Annotated in this window: 20 protein-coding genes and 1 tRNA gene; 13 read left to right on the top strand and 8 right to left on the bottom strand. The window is 44.8% G+C overall.

Annotated elements, in window-relative coordinates; genetic code table 11:
* Nucleotides 1–17: 17 nt before the first annotated feature.
* Nucleotides 18–1172, bottom strand: a complete 1155-nt coding sequence (locus O8C68_01595; GenBank protein ID MCZ7394495.1) for a PQQ-dependent sugar dehydrogenase — start codon at nucleotides 1170–1172, stop codon at nucleotides 18–20.
* A gap of 18 nt (nucleotides 1173–1190) precedes the next feature.
* Nucleotides 1191–1574 carry a hypothetical protein gene (locus O8C68_01590; protein ID MCZ7394494.1) on the bottom strand — a complete coding sequence of 128 codons (384 nt, stop codon included), beginning with the start codon at nucleotides 1572–1574 and terminating at the stop codon, nucleotides 1191–1193.
* A gap of 128 nt (nucleotides 1575–1702) precedes the next feature.
* Between O8C68_01590 and O8C68_01585 the strand changes: the two genes are divergently transcribed.
* Complete coding sequence (locus tag O8C68_01585; protein ID MCZ7394493.1) at nucleotides 1703–2500, top strand: 2-amino-3,7-dideoxy-D-threo-hept-6-ulosonate synthase; 798 nt, start codon at nucleotides 1703–1705, stop codon at nucleotides 2498–2500.
* Nucleotides 2497–3630, top strand: a complete 1134-nt coding sequence (locus O8C68_01580) for a 3-dehydroquinate synthase II (GenBank protein MCZ7394492.1) — start codon at nucleotides 2497–2499, stop codon at nucleotides 3628–3630. The genes O8C68_01585 and O8C68_01580 overlap by 4 nt, the downstream gene beginning before the upstream one ends.
* A 62-nt stretch (nucleotides 3631–3692) precedes the next feature.
* On the opposite strand, the gene O8C68_01575 is transcribed toward O8C68_01580, so the two are convergent.
* A complete protein-coding gene (locus O8C68_01575; GenBank protein ID MCZ7394491.1) occupies nucleotides 3693–4541 on the bottom strand; it encodes a Bro-N domain-containing protein in 849 nt (282 codons plus the stop codon).
* Between the two features lie 270 nt (nucleotides 4542–4811).
* Between O8C68_01575 and O8C68_01570 the strand changes: the two genes are divergently transcribed.
* The 3 genes from O8C68_01570 to O8C68_01560 are packed head-to-tail and all read left to right on the top strand — an operon-like array spanning nucleotide 4812 to nucleotide 7031.
* Nucleotides 4812–4970, top strand: a complete 159-nt coding sequence (locus O8C68_01570; protein ID MCZ7394490.1) for a hypothetical protein — start codon at nucleotides 4812–4814, stop codon at nucleotides 4968–4970.
* Between the two features lie 13 nt (nucleotides 4971–4983).
* Nucleotides 4984–5742 carry a DUF169 domain-containing protein gene (locus O8C68_01565; GenBank protein ID MCZ7394489.1) on the top strand — a complete coding sequence of 253 codons (759 nt, stop codon included), beginning with the start codon at nucleotides 4984–4986 and terminating at the stop codon, nucleotides 5740–5742.
* A complete protein-coding gene (locus O8C68_01560; GenBank protein MCZ7394488.1) occupies nucleotides 5739–7031 on the top strand; it encodes an NAD(P)/FAD-dependent oxidoreductase in 1293 nt (430 codons plus the stop codon). The genes O8C68_01565 and O8C68_01560 overlap by 4 nt, the downstream gene beginning before the upstream one ends.
* A gap of 2 nt (nucleotides 7032–7033) precedes the next feature.
* Here O8C68_01560 and O8C68_01555 read toward each other — a convergent pair whose 3' ends face one another.
* The 3 genes from O8C68_01555 to udg all read right to left on the bottom strand — a co-directional run bounded on the left by O8C68_01555 (nucleotide 7034) and on the right by udg (nucleotide 9541).
* Complete coding sequence (locus tag O8C68_01555) at nucleotides 7034–8182, bottom strand: APC family permease (protein MCZ7394487.1); 1149 nt, start codon at nucleotides 8180–8182, stop codon at nucleotides 7034–7036.
* Nucleotides 8183–8366: 184 nt separating this feature from the next.
* The gene (locus O8C68_01550) at nucleotides 8367–8900 is read right to left on the bottom strand and encodes a hypothetical protein (GenBank protein MCZ7394486.1); all 534 of its coding nucleotides are present in this window, start codon (nucleotides 8898–8900) and stop codon (nucleotides 8367–8369) included.
* A 47-nt stretch (nucleotides 8901–8947) separates the two neighbouring features.
* Nucleotides 8948–9541 (bottom strand): type-4 uracil-DNA glycosylase, encoded by a 594-nt coding sequence (udg, locus tag O8C68_01545; protein MCZ7394485.1) that lies wholly within the window; start codon nucleotides 9539–9541, stop codon nucleotides 8948–8950.
* 82 nt (nucleotides 9542–9623) lie between these two features.
* Between udg and O8C68_01540 the strand changes: the two genes are divergently transcribed.
* The gene (locus O8C68_01540; GenBank protein MCZ7394484.1) at nucleotides 9624–11822 is read left to right on the top strand and encodes an ATP-dependent DNA helicase; all 2199 of its coding nucleotides are present in this window, start codon (nucleotides 9624–9626) and stop codon (nucleotides 11820–11822) included.
* Nucleotides 11823–11853: 31 nt separating this feature from the next.
* On the top strand, nucleotides 11854–12807 hold the full coding sequence (gene uppS, locus O8C68_01535; GenBank protein MCZ7394483.1) for a polyprenyl diphosphate synthase: 954 nt from the start codon (nucleotides 11854–11856) through the stop codon (nucleotides 12805–12807).
* A 3-nt stretch (nucleotides 12808–12810) separates the two neighbouring features.
* On the opposite strand, the gene O8C68_01530 is transcribed toward uppS, so the two are convergent.
* Nucleotides 12811–13464 (bottom strand): undecaprenyl diphosphate synthase family protein, encoded by a 654-nt coding sequence (locus O8C68_01530; protein ID MCZ7394482.1) that lies wholly within the window; start codon nucleotides 13462–13464, stop codon nucleotides 12811–12813.
* On the opposite strand from O8C68_01530, the gene O8C68_01525 reads away from it, so the two are divergent.
* Together O8C68_01525 and O8C68_01520 are read left to right on the top strand one after the other, a co-directional pair.
* Nucleotides 13446–14882, top strand: coding sequence for a TIGR00297 family protein (locus O8C68_01525; protein MCZ7394481.1), 1437 nt, complete (start codon nucleotides 13446–13448; stop codon nucleotides 14880–14882). The two genes, O8C68_01530 and O8C68_01525, sit on opposite strands and share 19 nt — an antisense overlap.
* Nucleotides 14873–14946: transfer RNA gene (locus O8C68_01520), tRNA-Arg, on the top strand. Before O8C68_01525 ends, O8C68_01520 begins: the two co-directional genes overlap by 10 nt.
* A gap of 187 nt (nucleotides 14947–15133) precedes the next feature.
* Here the strand turns inward: O8C68_01520 and O8C68_01515 are convergent.
* A complete protein-coding gene (locus O8C68_01515) occupies nucleotides 15134–15421 on the bottom strand; it encodes a non-histone chromosomal MC1 family protein (protein MCZ7394480.1) in 288 nt (95 codons plus the stop codon).
* A 151-nt stretch (nucleotides 15422–15572) separates the two neighbouring features.
* Here O8C68_01515 and cobD point away from each other — a divergent pair, with 151 nt between their 5' ends.
* From cobD to O8C68_01495, 4 genes are all read left to right on the top strand, one after another.
* Nucleotides 15573–17144, top strand: coding sequence for a threonine-phosphate decarboxylase CobD (gene cobD, locus O8C68_01510; GenBank protein MCZ7394479.1), 1572 nt, complete (start codon nucleotides 15573–15575; stop codon nucleotides 17142–17144).
* Nucleotides 17144–18058: a cobalamin biosynthesis protein gene (locus O8C68_01505; GenBank protein ID MCZ7394478.1), complete on the top strand. Its 915-nt coding sequence runs from the start codon at nucleotides 17144–17146 to the stop codon at nucleotides 18056–18058. Before cobD ends, O8C68_01505 begins: the two co-directional genes overlap by 1 nt.
* 162 nt (nucleotides 18059–18220) lie before the next feature.
* Nucleotides 18221–21916 carry an N-6 DNA methylase gene (locus tag O8C68_01500; GenBank protein ID MCZ7394477.1) on the top strand — a complete coding sequence of 1232 codons (3696 nt, stop codon included), beginning with the start codon at nucleotides 18221–18223 and terminating at the stop codon, nucleotides 21914–21916.
* A 274-nt stretch (nucleotides 21917–22190) separates the two neighbouring features.
* Nucleotides 22191–22586 carry a GxxExxY protein gene (locus tag O8C68_01495; protein MCZ7394476.1) on the top strand — a complete coding sequence of 132 codons (396 nt, stop codon included), beginning with the start codon at nucleotides 22191–22193 and terminating at the stop codon, nucleotides 22584–22586.
* Nucleotides 22587–22636 lie beyond the last annotated feature (50 nt).

Below are 22636 nucleotides of genomic sequence, written 5' to 3'. Positions count from 1 at the left end.
TTTATATAATTTCAAACTTACCCCGCGTAATAAATCCTGTATATTTTACCCGCATTGTCATCGCTAACAAAGAGCGAGCCGTCCTGCGCCACAATAATATCCACAGGTCTTCCGAGCACGTCATTACTCTGAAGCCAGCCTGTTGCAAAATCCACAACTGTGGACGTGTTCATATCTATACTTACAATCTTGTAGCCGATAGGAACTTTTCGATTCCATGAGCCGTGGTAAGCCACGAACAGCCTGCCCCTGTATTCCTCCGGGAAGCTTTTGCCGTAGTAGAACGCTAAACCAAGAGGCGCAGAGTGTGCCTGCAGATCAATAAGGCTCGGCGTTTTATCAATGCATGGATCGCTGATGTTCCTGTCAAAATCAGTGTCGTGGATATTTTTCCCGTAGCATAGCGGCCAGCCATAGTTTTTTCCCTCCTCAACGAAATTTATCTCATCAGGCGGCACGTCCTCACCGAGGTTGTCGCGCCCGTTTTCCGTGGCATACATCCTGCCAGTCACAGGATGGAAGACAAAACCCACCGCGTTTCTCAAACCTCTTGCAAAAACACTGCAATTTGTTCCATCAAGGTTGCATTTCATAATGGCTGCCCTCCTTTCATCCTGCTCATAGCACACGTTGCATGAAGAGCCGATGCTTATGTATAAACTGTTGTTATGAACTTTTACCGTCCTGGTAAAATGACCTCCTGTTGGCAGATTGTCAACAAGAACTTCAAGTGTATTCCTGTCTGCAATCAAGCCGTTTTCGATTGATTTTACCCGTATTACCCTGTTTTCCTCGGCGATATAAAACCAGCCTTCATAATAATCTATTCCGTGCGGCTCGTTGAGCCCGTCGATAAACGTTATTGTTTCATCGGCTTTATTGTCGCCGTTCCTTGCAGGAAGCGCAACAACTCTTCCCTGGCTAGGTATGGTAACAAACAAAACATTATCCTTGAAAAGCATCATCCTCGGACCGGGATTTGTGCCCGGGTATGAAACCGGGCTTCCTCCAAGATTACTTGCAAAAACCTCAATATTGAATCCCCCCGGCAAATTAATTTCGTTGAGAGAATCCGATTTCACGGCAGGCTTGAAGCCGTATTGTAGAAACACAGCTGCGGCTAATGCAATTGCGAATAATGCCATTAACATCCATGCAATTTTTTTACTCATAACGCCTTCTCCCTCTTATCATGGCAAATAATAAGCCGGAATCGTTATCAAAACAGCGACAATTACCGAATATATGATAATCTGCCATGCCTTCCTCCTGTCTTTTGCTCGGAATTCTGCCTGTTCAATGGTATCGGTCTTACCAATTTCTACAAAATTAAACACGCCTCGCATGCCGAAGTAAGCGCAAAAATGCATCCGCGCTTGAAGGAAACCAATTGCAGTCATTGTCGCCGGAATAAAAATTAAAAGCCGCCAGAAGCGGGGCACTTCGAGGTACGTGAACAAACCGAAAAGACCGACCGTGATGATAAGTCCTATCCAGCCAGCAGTTTGTCTTTTTGTTATTTCATTTTTCCCGATGTTACATACACCCGGCACGTATTGGTTCTGTGTTTGCATTATCTTTTTCATTTATCTTTCAAATATCAAAAGGCTTCCCTGTCCGGCAGCATCGTTAATTATATATATCGTTATAACCATGTAAGTCTGTCACACACTAACATGAAATTGAATAAAAGGTGATTTAATTGTCGGAAATTGGTAAAAAAATTCGTTTAGAGAGGATAATGGACAGGGAAAGCAGGAACATGGTAATAATACCGATGGACCATGGAATATCCATGGGACCGGTGAGAGGTATCGTCAATCTTGCCGACATGGTGAACAGGGTGGCAGACGGTGGGGCAAACGCTGTTCTTTTGCAGAAAGGAATGGCAAAGCATGGGCACCGCGGATATGGACGCGATATCGGGCTTATCATACACATGAGCGCATCCACTTCGCTCGGGCCAGACCCCAACGACAAGGTACAGGTATGCTCTGTGGAAGAAGCCATAAAAATGGGAGCTGATGCCGTGAGCGTGCATATCAACATAGGTTCTGAAACAGAAGCAAAACAGTTGAAGAAACTGGGCTCTGTGGCGGAGCAGTGCGATAGCTGGGGGATGCCACTTATCGCGATGATGTACCCGCGCGGCAAGGATATCATGAACCCGAACGACCCGGAACTTGTGGCGCATGTAGCGCGCGTGGGTGCTGAGCTCGGCGCAGATATCATAAAAACCAATTTCACAGGCGATATCGATTCATTCAGAACAGTTGTTGAAGGTACTCCTGTGCCAGTGGTAATGGCAGGAGGACCCAAGACCAGTACGGACGAGGAATTCCTCGCGATGGTTCGCTCTGCGCTGGATGCCGGAGGAAGGGGCGTGGCAATAGGCAGGAACGTATTCCAGCATGAGAACCCAACTGCAATGACACACGCACTTACCCTTATAGTTCACAAAGGCGCAAGCGTAGAGGAAGCCATGGAGGCGCTGCGGTGAAAAAAGAAAAGGCAGTATGGATAAAGGCAGACAGCGAAGCGTGGGAAAAAAACAAGCCGCGTGTTACGACCGGGCTTGAGTCAGGCGCCGACTGCGTTCTTCTCAATGCCGGGGATATACCGAAGGTAAGAGAACTCGGGAATATCAGGATAGCGGCGCCCAGCGAGGAAGCCGATATAACAGTGGTAGGAAGGCAGAGCGAAGGCGACGGGACAAAAAAACTGCCCCCGGATTTTTCTAACTCCGGGGACATAGCCGAAGCAAGGCGCCTTACAATAGGGGGTAAAGCAGTTGCAGGATACGTGGTGATAAAAAACAAAAGGTACGAGCAATTCGCGTTGGAGCTTGGAAAATCGTGCGATTTTCTTGTCGTTATCGGCACTGACTGGAAGGTGATTCCGCTTGAGAACCTGATCGCAGGGCTCCAGAAGCTTGACGTGGAGATCATCGCGGGTGTCCGGAACGCGGAGGAGACAAAGCTTGCGCTTGAGACGCTGGAGCATGGCTCGGACGGCGTGCTGCTTGATACGGATAATCTCTCCGAGATTAAGAAGGTCATAGCGATTCGTGACAGGTCTGGAATGGAAAAGGTACCACTGGTAAAAGCCAAAGTTACAAAGGTTAAGCAGGTGGGCATGGGTGACAGGGTATGCGTGGACACAGCTTCGCTGATGGTTCCGGGAGAAGGAATGCTGATTGGTTCGCAGAGCAATGGGTTGTTCCTGGTGCATTCTGAAAGCGAGGAAAGCCCCTATGTGGCTGCGCGCCCGTTCAGGGTGAATGCCGGAGCGGTGCATGCCTATATCAGAGTCGGCGAGAAGACGCGCTACCTTTCAGAGCTTGCGTCGGGCGATGAGGTGCTGATAGTGGATTCTGAAGGCGAGACAAGACCTGCTGTCGTGGGCAGAGTGAAAATCGAGCGCCGCCCCCTGATGCTTGTGGAAGCCGAGGTTGAGGGAACAAGGATCAAGACGCTGCTTCAGAATGCTGAGACCATAAAACTTGTCGGCGCCGATGGGAAGCCCATAGCTGTGACCGCACTCAAGGAAGGGGATGAGGTGCTGTTGTATTTTGAGGCGGCGGCGAGGCATTTCGGGATTAAGATAGAGGAGACGATTATTGAGAAGTGATTTTCCGGCGCAGGCGTAGTCGCGGAACGCACGAGGAGACCTACCGTGCATAGCCGGGTACGTTATTTCAACTTCTTAGTTTCTTTTTTCCCTGTTATGCTGAGAAAGTTCTCAGAACTTACAACTTTTCTCCCTGTTTTTTTCTCAAGTTCTTTTCTTGCGTTTCCCGCAATCTTCCCGCCCTCTTTTGAAGAATCAAGACACTCATCGAATCCTTTTGAGTCCCATGATTTCGTGATTTCCGTTGTGGATTTTTCCCCGAGCATGGTGAAAATCAATTCCAGATCGGTCATGTGGTCTCTCAGGTTCTGGTTTTTGTTCAGCGGGTCCAAGCTTTTTATTTTTCTATGCTCCTTAATCGACTTCCCGAAGGTCGCCTTAGAAATCTCGTTTGTAAGGATGGCATAATCTCTTTTCTCGTCGGCCCCTCTTTCTCTCCATTCATCCGTGAGTTCCTGCCTGATTGCGACGCCACGGAGCCTTTTTTCTATCCAGTCTTCAGGATAGCCTTTGAGTTCATAATATTCTTTCGCCCTGTCCTGCGCCAGTTCGGGATTTTCTATTTCCTGTATCCTTTCGTATCCTACTTTTGCCAGCCATCTTTTGAAGGGTTCGGCTTTCTTTGAGGGGATGGACTGGATTATCCTGAACATGGATTCGGTGTTTGCGCAATCGGTTTCGTATTTTTTGCCGTCGGTTGATAGCAATTTCAGTTGTCGACAAAATGTCGATAACTCGATTCCGCTTGACTCGGCTTCGCGTTTTTTTAGCCTGTACCAGTAATCCTTTGGGTCGGCGCTGTCTGTCAAAACCCTTACAACATCAACCACTGAGAAAAACCATTGTTCATCATGCCATGTTCGTCTTATTTTAGCTCCTTCGAATACTACCAGCGCTTCTTTTGAATCCATGTTATTTCCCCTTGTTAAAGTTCATGGATGGTAAAGAGAGCGTCATGGTTAAAAAGGGTTAGGAGAGCGGGGTGAAAGTGATTGGTTATCATGATATCGAATCTATTTTCATACTAGCGATAAAGTGATATAATTAAAATAACCCCCTCACTCGCGCGCCGACGGGGCGGGCGGTGCGGCTTTCGGCTGCGCGGAGTTTGCGGAGGCGCGCCGCAGATTTATAATTTTTATAATATACTTCTACGCTTTGCGTTCTTTGCGCCCTTAGCGGTGGAATCACCAACTGCATGCGTGGATGGATTTGAGTATTGGAGCACATTCTCAGGAAAGAATTATGTTTTAGCTGAACAATTATATTATAAAGGATATTCAGAAAAGCTCAAAAGTGAAAGCAATACTGTGAGATTAGAATGTCCGATGAAGGCATAAAGGAGATTAATTTATGGACATGCAAATCAAACAAAAATTCCTTGAACTCTGGAAAAAATACTTTAACGATTCCGAACTTCCCATCACCTTTTATTATACTGACGAGGAAGGACACGCCGAACTCGCAAAACCCGGCTCGGTAGTCCGATGCGTGATCGGGGCAGTATCAAACATAAGAAAAGGAAAATCTTTCTGTTTTAACATCGAATCCATAGGCTGCTTTGGCGGGAAACGATATCTCGGCTTCACCGACAAAATCAGACCCAACTTCGAATATTTCCTCTCCTGCGGTATTCCCGGCGAACTTGAGGGGGAGCGCTATAAAAAATCCCCGCAGCTTGTTAAGGAACTGATGGAAAAAATCCCTGCATTCAAAGCGCCTGCGCAGTACATTGTATTCAAGAGGTGGGACATGCTCGAGGAGCAAGATAACCCGGAGGTTGTTATCTTCTTCGCTCATGCCGATGTTCTCTCCGGTCTTTTCACCCTTGCAGGTTTTGACATGGCTGAACCCAACGGGGTAATCTCGCCTTTCGGCGCTGGCTGTGCCACCATTGTCCAGTACCCATATCTTGAGAAGGACTCCGATAGTCCAAGGGGAGTTCTCGGCATGTTCGATGTCTCAGCGCGTCCTTTTGTTCCCGAGAACGTGCTCACATTTTCAGTTCCCATGAACAAGTTTGTAACCATGATAGAGAATATGGAGGAGAGTTTCCTTATCACCGGGTCATGGAAGATGGTGCAGAAGAGGATAGCGTCTGCCCGTAAATAACAGCGAAGGGAGATTTTACGAAAACCATTATCATCGGCGGCGGACTTGCAGGGCTGGCTGCTGCATACAGGCTTGCTGGCAGGGATGAAATATTGATCATCGAGAAAGAACCCGAGCTTGGAGGCATGGCTTCAAGCTATGATATCGATAACTATCATATCGAAAAATACTACCATCATATTTTTGCAGGCGATACAGAACTTATATGCTTGATAAATGAACTCGGTCTGGGGAATCGGCTTGAATGGCTCAGGGGCACGACCGGGTATTATCTTAACGGTAAGATCTATCCTATGAATACCCCTTTTGAAATCCTGAAAGCTTTGCCGTTGATGGATGTTATAAGGTTAACAAGGCTTGTGCTGAAAGCAAGGGCTATAAAAGACACTACTCCTTACGATGATATCACTGCAAAAGACTGGATAATCGACACCGCAGGCGAATCCGTTTATAATAATTTCTTCTTTCCTCTACTTTCGAGCAAGTTCGGGGAAAATAAAGAAAACGTCTCCGCTGCCTGGCTGCTCGGACGCGTCAGGATACGCTCGAACAGGGGTGCAAGGGGCGAGCGGTTGGGTTACATGCGCGGGGGATTTCATGCGCTTATAGAAGCAATGGCTGATAGTATCAGGAAACGAGGGGGCATAATAAGGCAGGGCAACGTATCAAAGATCGAGGTTGCGGATGGTTCAGTGCTGAGCGTGGTTGCGGATGGTGAGCGCATTGAATGCGACAGGATTATTTCAACTGTTGCCCCCCATATCCTTGAAAAAATAATCAATACAAGGCTTTCAGGACTTGATATGGATATAAATTATCAGGGTACTGCATGCGCTCTCTTTGGATTGACCGAAAAAGTAATGGGCGATGTTTACTGGCTGAACATCAAGGGAAAATTTCCGTTCGGCGCAGTGATTGAACATACCAACTTTATCCCGGCTTCAGATTACGGGGAGCATTTGATGTACGTGACCTCGTACTTCCAGAATCCCGACAGTATGCTCTGGAAATGTAGCGATGAAGAGCTTATCGAGCTGTACCTTGGCGGTCTTGAAAAACTCTTCCCGGGATTTCGGGAAAAGGTGAAATGGTGGCGCATGCGCAGGGATTTAGATACTGCGCCTGTGTATGAAGTAGGATACAGGAGAAAACTCCTTCCTTATAAAACAAATATCAATGGGCTTTATCTTGCCGGCATGTTCTCGGCTGGGAACTATCCTGAGAGGAGCATGAACGGCTCGATCAAGGCTGGTTTTGAGTGTGCAGAAAGTATGAACTCGATAAAATAACTCTATAAAACAAATGTCGCAAGAATAGCCAGTGTGGATACAAGCCCAACTGCAGCGACCGTACGGATTTTGGGGTTCTCGAAAAGCTTCAGTGTGGCAACGCATATAAAAATATAAGGCAGCAGTGTGGCGAGAACTGAAATCGTAGCAAGCTGTGCGAAATGATTGGTGAATAGCAGCAGCGATGCCCCGACTGCGGCACTGACTGCAATCGCCATATACGGCGTTCCTTTCCTGCTCAGATCAGGGAGCAGGCGAATACTGTTTTCAAACGATATATTCTGCAAAACACGCGAGGCTGCAAGAATATAAGCATTGAGCGCAGACAGCATGGCTATAATTCCGATTACAGCCATTACCTTTCCAGAGGTGTGAAATGCCTTGGCCGCCGCGAGTGCCAAAGGTGCTGAGGATGAAGCCAGCAACCCGCTTCCCATGCTGCCTATCAGGGCGACGTTCAGAAAAAGATATACAGTTGTGGTAATCAGCATCACAATTACAAGCGATGCGAACACATCCTTTATATTCCTGGTCTCACCCGCCGGTATTGCGCTTATCTCAAAACCTGTGTATGGCCAGTACACGATAATCGCTACTTTTAAAAAATCAGTTTTATTCCCTGTGAAAAACGGGGTAAAGTTTTCCTTAAGAATATACGGCAGCAAAAAAATAGCCAGAACAATCAGGGGAAGGGTTTTCAGGAGGGTGAGGACGTTTTCAATATTCCCTGAAGGTCTTACGCCTATAATGTTGATTATGCCTAACAGAGCTATGATTACTATCTCAAGCCAGAGCACATCAGGATACCCGAAAAAAGTCACATACTGCCCTATCCCTGCTGCAATTGTAGCTATGCCGAAAACTGAACCTATCAAATAAAGTATAACCACAGAGCCTGAAAGCCTTCTGCCAAAGACTTTTGAAAATATGGAATAAAAAGCACCCGTAGAGGGATATTTTGATGACGCCCAGGCAAGCGATAACATGACGCAGCTTGCTGAGATTGCAACCATGAGCCAGGCAAGCAGCGAGCTTGGACCTGCTAATCCAGCAGCTATGCCTGGAACCACGAATATGCCTGAGCCTATGGTTCCTCCCACACCGAAACTTACAAGCTCGGCAAGACCAAGGTTTTTTCGATACTCTGACATGAAATAAGCCGCCGGATAGACTGAGTAATTAGTGTGAATCCGTATCAGGTTGCGATTAACCTTATGTGTTTTCTATCGGGCAGATAACGGCATTGTACATTAATAAAGTTTAAAACTTTCCGTATAAGAATACGACCTTTTCACCAACAGGCGTGCAGATGATACGTCATTTGAGAACCTCGTTTTAATCCGTCAGCCCATATTTGGTTAAATCAAAGGGGTAGTCCTTTCGTTCTCCGTTTATCATCACACCAAGATTTAACGTTGGGGCATCGCTCTTATGGACTAAGGGATAGCACATGGCAAGATTTTGATTCGTATTAGCACTCAGCTTAAACTGCAAGCCGGTACTGCGCACGCACGCGGTACTTAATCCGCCCACGCTGTCGTACATATTCGGTGTTCTCCCGTCTTTTAGTCCGAGTGTGTTTTTAACCACTGCAACATCGAGGCTCTGCGGATTGTTATTTTTAACATCCAGATTTACTTGAGTACAGGGCTGTTTTGTTCCACTTACGATACAATCCGCAAGTGTCTTAACTTCAAGTGCAAGCTGATAGCTTGAGGTCGCAACAGGAGTCTGTTCGCCTGTGGTTTGCACAGCAGGGGTAGGCGCCGCAGTTTCTGATACTTTGCCCTGCTGGGTACCTGTGCATCCTGAGAAGAGAACTACAAGCCCGATAGCTGCTATAAATAGTGCATTCTTAAATGTTACCATAATACCACGAGAATTAAAATTACCTTCTATAATATAAAACTGTCATGTTATATGTTGGTGGAAGCCTTAAGCTCAGTTTTTATCCTTCTGAAATCTTCTTCGAGGCTGGACAAATACGCTGGATTGTAGAGCACCGCTGCCGGATGATATGTGGGTATTATCCTGACCGGAAAGTCAAAAAGCCTCTCCTTGTAGAGCCGTCCTCTAACCCCGGTTATTCCTTCACTCTCTATATTCACCTTTGATAGAATATATCGTGTTGAGTGCTTTCCCAGTGTAACAATAATCTCTGGCCTTATTATCTGAATCTGTTCATCAAGGTAAGGAGCGCAAGCCTTGATTTCATCCTCCTTCGGTGCCCTGTTCTCAGGAGGGCGATGCTTTACGATATTGCTTATATAAACATCCCTTCTCCCAAGACCAATGCCGCAGAGCAGCGTATCGAGGAGCTTGCCCGCCCTCCCAACAAAAGGTCTGCCCTTAATATCTTCCTGGTAACCCGGCGCCTCGCCTATTAGCATCAGCTTGGCATCCGGGTTGCCCTCTCCAGGAACAGGGTTCTTTGCATATCTCCAGAGCCGGCATTTCCTGCAATCCTGAACCTCTGCAACTACCTCCTCCATAAGTTTCTGCTTTGACATCCTGATTATGAGAGGTTGAGCAATCGCTTTAAAGTTTCCTTTGAGAAATTCTTTTTAAGCATCCTCACCTTTTAGCTCTGAAATGAACATCCAAGACCTCGACCTTCCTGACAGCGTCATCCAATTCTATAAGGATTCAGGTATAACCGAACTCTATCCTCCTCAGGCTGATGCTGTTGGTAGAGGGTTGCTCGAAGGCAAGAATCTCGTGGCGGCAATACCCACGGCCTCAGGCAAAACCTTGCTTGCAGAATTTGCCATGCTAAGCTCAATACTGGATGAGAACAAGCGGGGAAAAGCTCTGTATATCGTGCCACTGCGGGCGCTTGCAAGCGAAAAGTACGACAGCTTCCGCAAATTTGAAAGTATAAGGAAAAGAGACGGCAGGGGAATATCTACCGCCATTTCAACCGGCGACTATGATTCTTCTGAAGAGTGGCTCGGGAATTTTGACATTATCGTAGCCACGTCCGAAAAAGTGGATTCCCTCCTGCGCAACAGGACGCGCTGGATGGAGGAGATAACAATTGTAATCGCGGATGAGATTCATCTCATCGATTCCCCTGACAGGGGTCCCACGCTTGAGATAGTGCTTGCAAAATTGATGCGCATGAACCCGAAAATGCAGCTTATCGCGCTTTCAGCCACCATAGGCAATGCCAACGAGATTGCAAAATGGCTGAGTGCCGAGCTTGTTGTGAGCGACTGGCGCCCCATAGAGTTAAAAGAGGGGGTCTTCTTCGGAAATGCTATAAATTTCGCCACCTCCCAGCGCGAAATCAAAGAAACCCACAAAGACAGCACCATATCACTGGTTGTCGACACCCTTGCCGAGGGCGGGCAGTGCCTTATATTCGAGAGCAGCCGCAAGAATGCTGAAGGCATGGCTTTGCGCATCGGAACATCCATATCCTCTCTCCTATCCGGTGAAACAAAAGAGAAACTTCACGTTCTTGCCTCAGATCTCCGGGAATCAAGCGAGGTGGAGGCTGCAAGAAAGCTTGCCATGGGCATCGAGAATGGAAGCGCATTTCACCATGCAGGTCTTATCTCTGAGCAGCGCAAGATTATTGAGGACGGGTTCCGCGCGGGCACGATAAAAGTGATAGCTGCTACGCCAACGCTGGCTGCGGGGCTGAATCTCCCGGCGCGGCGCGTCATAATAAAAGGATATCGGAGGTACGATGTTAATTTCGGACTCGTGCCCATCCCTGTGCTTGAGTACAAACAGATGGCAGGCAGGGCAGGGCGACCTCGGCTTGATCCTTACGGCGAAGCCGTTCTTGTGGCAAAAACGTACGATGAACTTGAGGAACTCATGAGGCAGTATGTTCTTGCTGATGTTGAAAAAATCTGGTCAAAACTCGGTTCGGAAAATGCACTTCGCACACATATCCTTTCCACAATCGCAACAGGTTTTGCAAGGAGCATGGAAGAACTGCTTGAGTTCATGGGAGCAACTTTTTACTCTACCCAGCAGGAGCCGTGGAGCTTGAAGGCTGTGATTCAAAAAATAATAGATTTCCTTGTTGAAAAAAAGATGATAATAGAGAAAGACGGTCTTTTTGCCACCCGCCTCGGGGAACTTGTATCCCGCTTATACATAGACCCGCTTTCTGCATCAATGATACTTGAAGGGATGGAGAAGATAGATGAAAAAGGCATGCTGTACACGGAGCTGACGCTTCTTCATCTTGCATGCAGGACGCCGGACATGCGGCAATTGTATCTTCGCTCAAACGATTATGAATGGTTAAGTGATCTGGTCATGGAGCACCACATGGAGTTCGTTCACGTACCTGCGCAGTTCAAGGTTGACTACGAATGGTTCCTTTCAGAGGTAAAAACCGCATGCGTGATGCTTGACTGGATAAATGAGAAAAAAGAAGAAGATATTGTTAAGAAATTCGGCATCGGTGAAGGTGATATACGTGCTCTCTCCGAAACAATGCTGTGGCTTGTTCATTCAACGGCTGAACTTGCTGCATTCCAGAAAAGCCCGATAGCACACAAAACGCGGGAACTTGAAAAACGCGTTGAATACGGGGCAGCACAAGAACTTCTTGACCTTATCCAGATAAGAGGCATAGGCAGGGTGAGGGCAAGAAAGCTTTATGATGCCGGATTCAGGGATATGGAAGCGCTTCGGGCGGCGGAGCCGCGTATTATTGCAAAAATCATTGGCCCGAAAATTGCTCAAAAAATCCTGAAACAGATAGGTACTCCCGTACCCGTCGAGGAGCCAGCCGATGAGCAGCGTAAGCTGGGAGATTTCAGGTAAATTTTAATACTTATTAGACAGTTAATGATGCGTGGTTCGATTGAGCTTGTCGGGAATTTTGTACGGAGGTTATGAGGCTTTACTTGCCAATGAAATAAAGGATAAGCCTGTCCCATCGCATGTTGCAATTATAATGGACGGCAACAGACGCTTTGCAAAGAAGCATGGGCTGGCACAGTATTATGGTCATTTCAGGGGAGCAGACACGACAGAAAAAGTTCTTGACTGGAGTTTTGATCTGGGTATTAAACAGCTCACAGTCTATGCTTTTTCAACAGAGAATTTTGTAAGATCAGAATTGGAGAAAAAAAGGCTTTTTGAGCTTATAGGGATTAAGTTTGATAAAATATGCACTGATGAACGAACTCATAGACGCAGAATGAGAGTCAGGGTGCTTGGTACTATAGAAAATCTTCCCCTCTCTTTGCAATCTTCTGCAAAACATGCCGAAGAGATTACAAAAAATTACGACGGTGTATATCTTAATGTGGCGCTTGCCTATGGCGGGAGGCAGGAGCTTGTTGATGCTGCACGGAGGATGGCGTGGAAAATCAGGAACGGCGAGCTATCTCTAAGAGACATTAATGAAGAGACCATATCGAATAACCTGTATCCTGCAAGCGGCTCTGTGCCCTATGTAGACCTTATTATACGAACCGGTGGAGACGAGCGCTTATCAAATTTCCTTCCATGGCAGGCAAACGGGAATGAGTGCGCTGCATATTTCTGCGCCCCTTTCTGGCCCGAGTTCCGAAGAATAGACTTCCTTCGCGCTATACGCACGTATCAAACGAGGGAGCATGAAAGGCAAAAGAGCACGGTTATGCGAATTGTCAAACTGTTAAGTTATTACGGCATGGTGGAAGTGGAAGATGTTATCCGCATCTCAAGGAGATTCATTTCAATCCCCAAGGAAGAGATAATAAAGATACTCCACGAACTCGCACATCACAATGTTGCGATGCAAGGCATGATAAAGTGGTAACTATTATTTCCCGAACCTGCGCTGCCGCTTCTGGAAATCCCTTATCACCCTCAGGAAATCAACCTTCCTGAAATCCAGCCAGTTAACATCCGTAAAATACAGCTCAGAATAAACGGATTGCCATATTAGGAAATCTGTCAATCTCTTGCCTCCTGCACGTATTACAATGTCAGGTTCGGATTTGAACAACAGATAGGATTCGATTACTTCTTCATTGATATCCTCAGGGTTCAGGATTCCACGTTCTACCTGTGCCATTATTTCCTTAATTGACCTTGTCAATTCATATTTTCCGCTATACCCGAGTGAGATATCAAGAGCCATTCCTTCGCTTGCGTGTTTTTTTATTTCTTTGTCCCCGCGCGTGATTACATTAATATTGGGAGTTATGCCATGTAGTACGGACGGTATTTCCGTGGACAATTTACCGCATATTTTTTTGCTGAGCTGTGCATCCACTTCGATTATACTTATGTATATTGTAACGGCATCTGTCCCCGTCTCTTTGCACCATGCAGCGAAAGAATTCAGTTTATTATAATTGTTATCTGCGAGCACATCGCTTTCTGCTATGGCAAGGACGACATGTTTCGGTACATCCTGTTTTTTTATTGCATTTCTGAGCTTCCATTCATATAATGCTGAAATCAATCCCATTGTTCTTTTATTGGGGCGTAAGGATAAAGTATTTGCCTGTAAATACCGTTTCTGTGATGATGAGGCTTGCATCGGGCTGTAAGAAACAGGGCATCTATATTTTTCTTGGGCTGATTGTACTGCTCTTTCCTTTCGTAAAAACACCTTATTTTATGTCAGCAGCATTTTTTGGTGGAGCAGTATTTTTTTCAATAATCCCCCCTAAATCATCCATTTTCAGCTTCCTTGCTCGTGAATCCGATGTTAAAGCAGGAAAACTTATTGGTTTTATACAGCTCTTTTTTACCATGTCTATCCTTTTCATGATACGTTCAATTGTTGAATTCCCTCTATTCATAATAGGTGCGGCTTTTGCTATTACAACGTTTGGCGATGGCGTGGCTGATGTTATAAACGGTCTTGATAAAGCAAAACAAACTGAAGAGAACGATGCCAGGTTATATTCTGCAAAATCAAGCATTATTTTTTTGAGTGCGGGTAGCGTTTTTGCCTTCCTTGCAGGAGCTTGGATATGGATACTTAGCTCTACTTTACAGGATTTCCCCTACGGAAAGCTCTTTTTCCTTGCAGTAATCGGAGCCATTACCGCCGCACTTCTTGAATCCATGACAACCACAGAGGATAATATCGTTATCCCTTTTGGCTCGGCTATGGTAATGTGGCTTTTCTTTATGTTTGGATATAACGTGGGTATAGTATATCTTATGCTGGCGCTTGTTTTTTCTTTTGTACTCGGATATCTTGCATACAGGCTTCGTATCGCGGATATATCCGCCATGCTGAGTGCAACACTGTTCGGCGTCGTGATTATTATATCAAGCGATAAAGGCTGGTTTTTATTTTCTATACTTCTCGCCTTTTTTTTATTGGGAAGTATATTTACCCGTTACAAATACCACTATAAATTCGCTCGTGGGATTGCCGAGGAAAAAAGAGGTATGCGGGGATATAAGAACGTCTTCAGCAACTCGCTGGCTGCCCTTTCCCTCGCAGTGGCGTATGGGATATTTCCTTCGTATGCGAAGATTTTATTGCCCGCCTATCTTGGCTCGGTTGCCACAGCATGCGGCGACACGCTGGCAAGCGAGATAGGCGAAACATACAAAGGGGAGCCCAGGATGATAACGACATTCAAAAAAGTCAGGTCTGGCACCGATGGCGCAGTTTCGCACTTAGGCGAATGGGCTGCCTTTTTCGGAGCATCCATAATTGCTCTTTTTGCATACGTGTTAATAAAAAATGATGTCGGTATTCTGGTGGCTGTTATAGCAGGAGGATTTATCGGAACAAACATTGATAGTGTGCTCGGCGCCACGCTCCAGCGGAAAGGTTACCTTTCTAACAACGGGGTCAATCTGTTCGCTACCATTTCAGGGGCGATTATATCCGGAACACTTTATTATTCAATGGGCTCGTAGTATAGTCCGGATAGTACACGGGCCTCCGGAGCCTGTGACCCGGGTTCAAATCCCGGCGAGCCCGTATAAAATCAAACGAGGGTTTTAGCGAACTCAGGAATGAGCACTGATACTAAGAATAAGCCTGTAATTGCCGCGCACGCCCAGCAAAGATAGCCCAATAATAACGAAAGCTTCATTAATTCACCTCGTTTAAAATTGAGATATGACGTATAAAGCTGGCTTGAAAAAAAATAAAAAAATTTTATAATTTAAATTTTCGCAAGCTCCTCGACGCCTACCTTCTTTACATTCGGCTTATTGATCTTGGCAGGCATCCATTTTGGCTTGTTCTTGGGTGCAGATACGGTCTCTTTCCAGCCTTTATAGATATGGATCTTCTTGGATCCTCTCTCTCTCAATCTCAGTTCTACTGGTTTTGCTTTTGATCCACCGCTGCGGTTGGCTGCCTTCAATGCTGCCTGCCGCGGCTGATGTCCTGTGAATACTCCAGTCTCGTTCCCTTTCTTGTCTCTTAATACAAAGTTTCTTATTTCCATATTTAATACCCCGACAACGATTTGTTGTCTAAGCTTTAGAATGTAGCATCATAGTATTTAAGCCTTGTGGTTAAATATCAGGCTAAGCATGCTGATTTAATAAAAACTGGACTGCTGATGTTGGTATTTCAAAACCAGAGAAAACCGAATCTTGAGACTTAAAATACAGTTTACGCAGCTAAAAATCGAGAGTTATAGAATAGTCGAGCATTTCCTGCACAAAAAAATCACTACCTATCATGAACTTCGGGCTGTTAATGTCATATCAACCATTCTTTACAGCACTTTAATATTCTTTCCAGACAAAATTGGGCATGTGCTAAGTAACCGGGTTAAGAAAACTGTCATTGAACTCGCACCATGCATTCATGGAGCAAGGCTGGAAGAATTTGCAGAAGCTTCGGGAAAGAGCGTGGACGAGCTCGCGGACTTCAGCGTCAATCTTAATCCGCTTGGTCCGCCAAGATTAAAGAAGCTCCTTAATGGAGCCTCTAAAAGTATCAACTATTATCCCGACAACAGGTACATGGGTTTTAAAAAAGCAGCGGCGGATTATCTCCATGTGTCGCCTGAAAATATCGTCCCGGGTAACGGCTCATCCGAATTAATCCGTCTCTTTGCGGAAACAGTTATCGAGCCCGGGGACGGAGTGATAATACCATACCCAACGTTCGGTGAATATGAATTCCAGTGCAGGTTGTTTGGTGCAAAGGTTGAGTATATCGAATACAACGACATAGCGAATGTCAAGCCCGATGGGAACAAGGCTGTTTTTCTCTGCAACCCCAATAATCCAACCGGCAAACTTCTTCGGCGAAAGGAGGTCATTCAACTGGCTCAGATCTGCGCCTCGTCTCGCGTTTTCTTATTCGTTGATGAGGCGTTCATCGAGCTTTCAAACCCTGAGGAAAGTGTCGCAGGGCTTGCAGCCAATAACGATTTTGTCATCGCGCTCCGTTCACTTACCAAGACCTACGCTGTTCCTGGATTAAGAATTGGTTTTGCTGTCGCTTCTTTGGATTTTGCAAAGCTCCTGAACAATATCCGCCTCCCGTGGAATCTCAATTCCATTGCATCGTCAGCAGGTGAGCTGTTTCTTGAACATAATAAAAATTATATCGAAAATTCACTTCTCTTAATAAGAAAAGAGCGGCAGTGGCTAACCTCCCAGCTCAGTGGTATAAGGGGTTTTAAACCCTATCCAAGTGATGCAAATTTCATTCTCATTGATACCCGCGACTTTGCAATAAATTCCAAAGAGCTGGCTGAGAGAATGTTAAGATACGGGATTATTATCCGCGATTGTGCCTCTTTTGGTCTTGAAAATCACATCAGGGTTGCGGTTCGAAAGAGAAGCGAGAACAGACGGCTGGTTAAGGCTTTTGCAGGGGTGGTATCGGACTGGGGAGCCGAACTTGCAGAAAAGGAGATCGCCAGGTCTCTTGAAAGAGGAGTTGTTGCCAGGAGCAGGATTGACTGCGAGTATTATCCCTGCCACTTTGAAGGTCAGGATTGCACCTTCTGCTTCTGTCCTTTTTACCCATGCGAGGATGCAAGGGCGGGCGGAGAATTGGTCAAGAGATCCACAGGGGGAACAGTATGGAGCTGCGCAAAGTGCAGCATAATCCACAGTGGAGATATTGCAGATAAGGTTTTGTCCGCCTTGATGAAAGGAAGGAAAATCAACGAAGTCTGGAAGCTTGTAATGGAGCCGCATCTGTGATGGATTTCTGGATTCAGGTTTTGCTTCTTGCCGTTTTGTTTGATATTTTATTCGGGGAACCGCCTGCAGCTCTTCATCCTGTGGTGTGGATGGGAAAACTGATAAACCTGTTTGTGCGCAAATCACCCATTCACCGAAGGAGGCTGTACGGGCTGTTCATGGTGATTTTCTGCATCGGGGCAGCAGTGCTTGCCAGCTTAGCTGTAATCTCACTTGGCAGAGGCTTCCCGGGATTGATTGCATCGGCATATCTCTTAAAGTCCAGCTTTTCCATTCGCATGCTGTTAGCATCTGCTCTGGGAATAAAAAAAGACCTTGACGAAAGGAGGATTGAAAAAGTGAGAAGCGAGCTTAGGACTTTCGTGGGAAGGGATACATCAGAGCTAAATGAGTCACAGTCAGCTTCAGCGGTTATAGAATCGCTGGCTGAAAGCTTTGTGGACGGCATCCTTTCGCCATTGTTTTATTTTTTCTTATTCGGTCTTCCAGGCGCGCTTGCCTGCCGCATGATAAACACGCTTGATTCCATGGTGGGTTATAAAAAAGAACCTTATATCTATTTGGGTTATACCTCTGCAAAACTGGATGACCTTGTGAATTTTGTACCTGCTCGTTTGTCTCTGGTATTTATCTTCATTGCCGCCGTTTTTTTTGGCAAACCAATCGACGCAGTCAAAACGTGCATACATGACCATAACAAGACCGCATCTCCCAATTCAGGATGGTCCATGTCAGCGGTTTCGGGTGCTCTTCACGTAAGACTTGAAAAGATAGGTTATCATGTGCTGGGGGCTCAATATAATGAACCGCAGCCATTTCAGATTAAAAAAGCTGTATATATTGTAGGGTTCTCATCGTTCATGGTGATTGCAGGAATCTTTTTTGCCGGCAATGTCCCCTTAGTGCGAATTTAACCGCAGATAAACGCAGATGAACGCAGATTTAATGAATCGGATAAGTATGAGTAAGGTTGTTAGGGATTTATGAAACTGCATATAAGAGATTATTCGGATTGTTCAGTCAAAATTTTTGATTTTTGAAAAAATTTATACGGAAGAGCGTTATTGAAGTGAAATATGCCTGACATCCAGAAAATTAAACTTGATTTTCAGAATCTCTATGAGAAATCAAGGAAAAATCCTGAGATGCCTGAGGAAGAGCTAAGGACACTTTTTACTAAAAGTGATATTCTTGAAAATTTGGGATATAGAGCAATCGGGAAGGATATACGACTTGAGCTGTTTATTAAGGGAAAAAAAAGTGATATTACTTGCATAGATGACTATGGGAATGTTATCTTTGTAGTTGAATTCAAGAAACCTTCTGATACTGTTGACTTAAAAGACCATTTCGATCAGCTCTGGGACAGGTATGTAAAGCCTTTGCGCGCTGATTTTGGCGCATTAATAAATGGATATGAATTGATTCTTTACAGGAGAATCGGAGAAAACAACAAGCTTGAGCTTCGTGTAAATCTCAGCGAGATTTCGGATAAGGACTGCGAACTTATTATTAAATTGTTAAAAAAGCCGGATTATGAACTTACCAAAGTAAAAGATATATTAAATTATTTGAATAAATTTTCGGCGCCGGAATCAAGAATCTATTTGACTTCGGATGCCGCGCGTGAGCATTTTTTTGAGAACTTCAAGCTTGAAGAGGACTCCATCTTTGGCGAGCTCCTTAAAAAGACCATCAAGCTATTTGACTATGAGTATTCTCACTCAAAATTCCTTACCAGCGCGTACGATTTCTGGCGCAAATCCTACGCAAAGAAGCCTGATAAAGTGCCTGAAAGCTGGAAGAAGCTCCTGAAAGGCGCGGGGCTTACAACTGGCGAAGAAGATTTGTATAAATTCATGTTCTGCCTAGAGACCACATACGCTTTGTTCACCCGTCTCATCCTTGCCAAGGCGTGCGAAGACTATAATTTCCAGGGAATCGACTTTTCGGAATTCATAGAAAGTGAAATCAAAGGCAGCGAGCGCAGGGGCGGCACGTTCCTTGTGGTGTGGGGCGTGCTTGTGATGCGCCTTATCCGGAAAATGCGGCGCGACCTTGTAGAATCTGTTTTCGAAGAGGATTTGTTTTACTGGTGGACTGATGATTTTGAAGGCCTGCAGAACAATATCTACACAGACCAGAGAAGTTATGAAGTGGCGCTGATGGATTTCAGCAGGGCGCTGGCTAAGGTGCTATACGCTTTGTATAAATTCGATTTTTCAAAAATCATCGGCGACCCGCTTGGCGATCTATACCAGAAATATTTTGATCGTGAGACGAGGAAGGCACTGGGTGAGTTCTATACACCCAAAGAAGTAGTGGAATATATTGTTGATGCTGTTGATTACAGGGGGCGTGGAATCGTTGACAAAAGGCTTCTTGACCCTGCCTGCGGTTCAGGTACGTTCCTTGTGGATGCCTTGAAGAAGTATCTTGATGAAGCCAAGCCTCTTGCAGAGGAAAAGGGATGGGATTTTGTTCTTTCCAAGCTCTGCAACGAATATCATATCGTAGGTTTTGACATCCATCCTTTTGCAACAATAATGGCGCAGATTCAATTCATGCTTGTTCTTATTCCTTATTACAGAAAGGCTATCGAGAAGAACAAAAGTTTCGTGCTCAAGCGCCTGCCAATTTTCAGGACTGACTCGCTGATAGACGAAAGCAAGAGCGAAGCAATGACGCTTTCCATGTTCGAGGGCGGGCGCAGTATTTCGATTAAAATCACGCTTCCTGTTCGCGCCGGCAATAAGTTCGTGGATGCTGAGATAATAATGCCTTTCAGGGGCGAAGCAATATCCGAGAAAACAGGACTGCTGAACATCCCTGAATATTTCGCCGCGCTCCAGGCGCTCTTCGATACAGTGAAGGAAGCGGCGCGCGCCGAGCAAGAGGCGATAACGCAGGAGAAGCTTGAGAGCAACCTCAAAATATATCTGCAAAACAAGGACTGGTCGAGGCTTTCGGGTTTCTTTTTGCCCTATGGGCGCTACTTTCTGGATACGATAAAGAAGCTGAGGAGCGAATATGGCGATGGCAGGCTGGTGAAGTCAATAGAGGATATTATACTTGCTGGATTGTTGAAGAACCATGTGGAGTATGATTTTGTGGTGGGGAACCCACCTTATGTGAGAGTGCAAATGCTCTCAAAAGAAGTAAATGACTATCTAAGAAATAATTACACTACCGTTATAGGAAAATTTGATTTATACATTCCATTTGTTGAAAGGGGAATTCAGTGGTTAAATAATCAGGGAAGATTGGGATTTATAAATCCAAATCTTTTCTTTAATAGAGATTATGGGAAAAAATTGAGAGGTTTAATAATTGATAGTTGCATTATTAAACAAATTATCGACTTTGGTGATTCAGGGGTATTTGAAGATGCGACAAATTACCCATGTATAATAATACTTAACAAGCAAAAGCCTGATAAAAATATAATCAAATGTGTAATTATACGGATGCCAAAGGAGAATGTTTTAGCCGATGTAAAAACTAACATTAGCACATCGAAGTATCGAAACGAATTCTATTCGATTTTTGATATGGAGCAGTCTGTCTTGGGGTTAAAAAGCTGGAAATTAGCTCCAGTCCCTATTTTAAAAGTTATGGAAAAAATGGAGATGATTTGTGAAAATAACTTAGATACTCTCAAAGAAAATATTTACGAAGGATTTATAACAGGTGCAAATCCAATTTATTTTATAGATTCTGATAATTATTCCAAATTGAATTTGGAAAAAGATAGTCTAAAGAAAGTTCCAAAAGGTAGAGATATAAGGCGTTGGAAGATTTATTGGGATAACCGCTATGTAATTTATCCACATAATGATGAAGGAAATCCACTTGCAGAAGACCAATTCAAAACAAAATTCCCTCATGCATACGAGTATCTAAAATTACATATCGATGATTTAAAGGAAAGAAAATATTATGGAGAAACCCCTGAAGAAATGTTTGGGGTCTGGTTTGCATTAGTTCATCCGAAGCCAAAAAAGATTTTCGAGCAATATAAAATAATTACTCCCAATCTATCGACAGAAAATAATTTCGCTTTTGATGACCAAGATTATTATTTAGATCATGATTGTTACGGAATCATCTTAAAAAATAAAGAGAGAAATCATTACCTTTACATTTTAGCATTACTTAACTCAAGACCACTCGAATTTTACCTAAAACAAATAAGTCCTTTCGCATCTGGTAAATGGTATCGCTATATGACGGGTTATTTAAATCAACTTCCAATTTATATCCCCAAAACACCCGAAGAAACCCTCGTCTCCCAGATAACTTCGCGCGTGGAAAATATACTCGCAAAAGTCAAATCCGACCAGCGCGCCGCGCGCTTCCCAGAAGAGTACATCAAGGAATACCGCGCCCGTGGGGAGGAATTCGATGCGCAAGAGATTTTTTTCAATGCAAATCATAAGGAGCTTTCTGTTGATATCGAGAAGTCCCTGGATAAAGAATTTGTAATAAAAATAAAAGGCGTTGCGCCGATGCTTGTGGACAGCGAGGCAAAAGCTGAGTATGTTAAAGCCGCGCTCACAGGCAGGAAAGTAAGCAAAGGCGAGAAAATAACGATACTAATCCCGCGCGCCGAGGCGCTTGCGAAAGAGGCGCTGGCCCATTGGCAGAAAGATGTGCAGGAAGCACAGGGGATTGCGGCGCTTGAGGAAGAGATTAACGAGCTTGTGTATAAGCTGTACGGACTGGATGAGAATGATAAGAAGATTATTGAGGAGTTCTTGAATAAGTTTTGATGTTTGGAGCCGCAGATGGATACAAATAAACATTGTATTGAGGCTGTGCGGGTTTTGAACGAAAACGAACCGCAGATAAACGCCCCGAGTCGCGCCTCGGGAGGGCGCATCCACGTCAACCGTTGCGCCAGTTGGCGTCGCCTACACGTATGGCTTCTCCATACGTGGAGATACGTGTCTATGCATAACGGCGGGCATGACGCCGATGAACGCAGATTTAATGAAGCGGTGAGTATAGAAAAAGGTTGTTAGAGATTTATAATGGTTTGAAGATATGGAATCACAGATAAATATAGATGAACACAGATTGAATGAATTATCAGAGAAGATTATTGGCGCGGCGTTTGAAGTAAGCAATATTCTTGGCGCTGGCTTTCTTGAAAAAGTTTATGAAAATGCTCTTAATGTCGAGCTTAAACTAAGAGGGCTAAAAACATTCCCGCAGGCACCGTTAAAAGTGTATTATAAAAATGAATTAGTCGGCGATTACATCTCGGATATTCTGGTTGAGGATGAAATCTTAGTTGAACTAAAAACCGTTAAGGAATTCGATGAAATTCATCTCGCACAGTGCCTGAATTATCTTAGAATTACTGGTCTAAAACTGTGCTTGCTTATCAATTTCAGTAAGCCAAGAGTTGAAATCAAGAGGATAGTGAATGGTATATAAAAAACCACATATACGCGCTGACATGCGCAGAATTGTTCGATACGTATCTG

The sequence above is a fragment of the Candidatus Methanoperedens sp. genome, from assembly GCA_027460525.1.
GTDB lineage: Archaea > Halobacteriota > Methanosarcinia > Methanosarcinales > Methanoperedenaceae > Methanoperedens.
The sequence above is the reverse complement of the archived record's forward strand: the minus strand, read 5'-3'. Positions and strand labels throughout refer to the sequence as shown.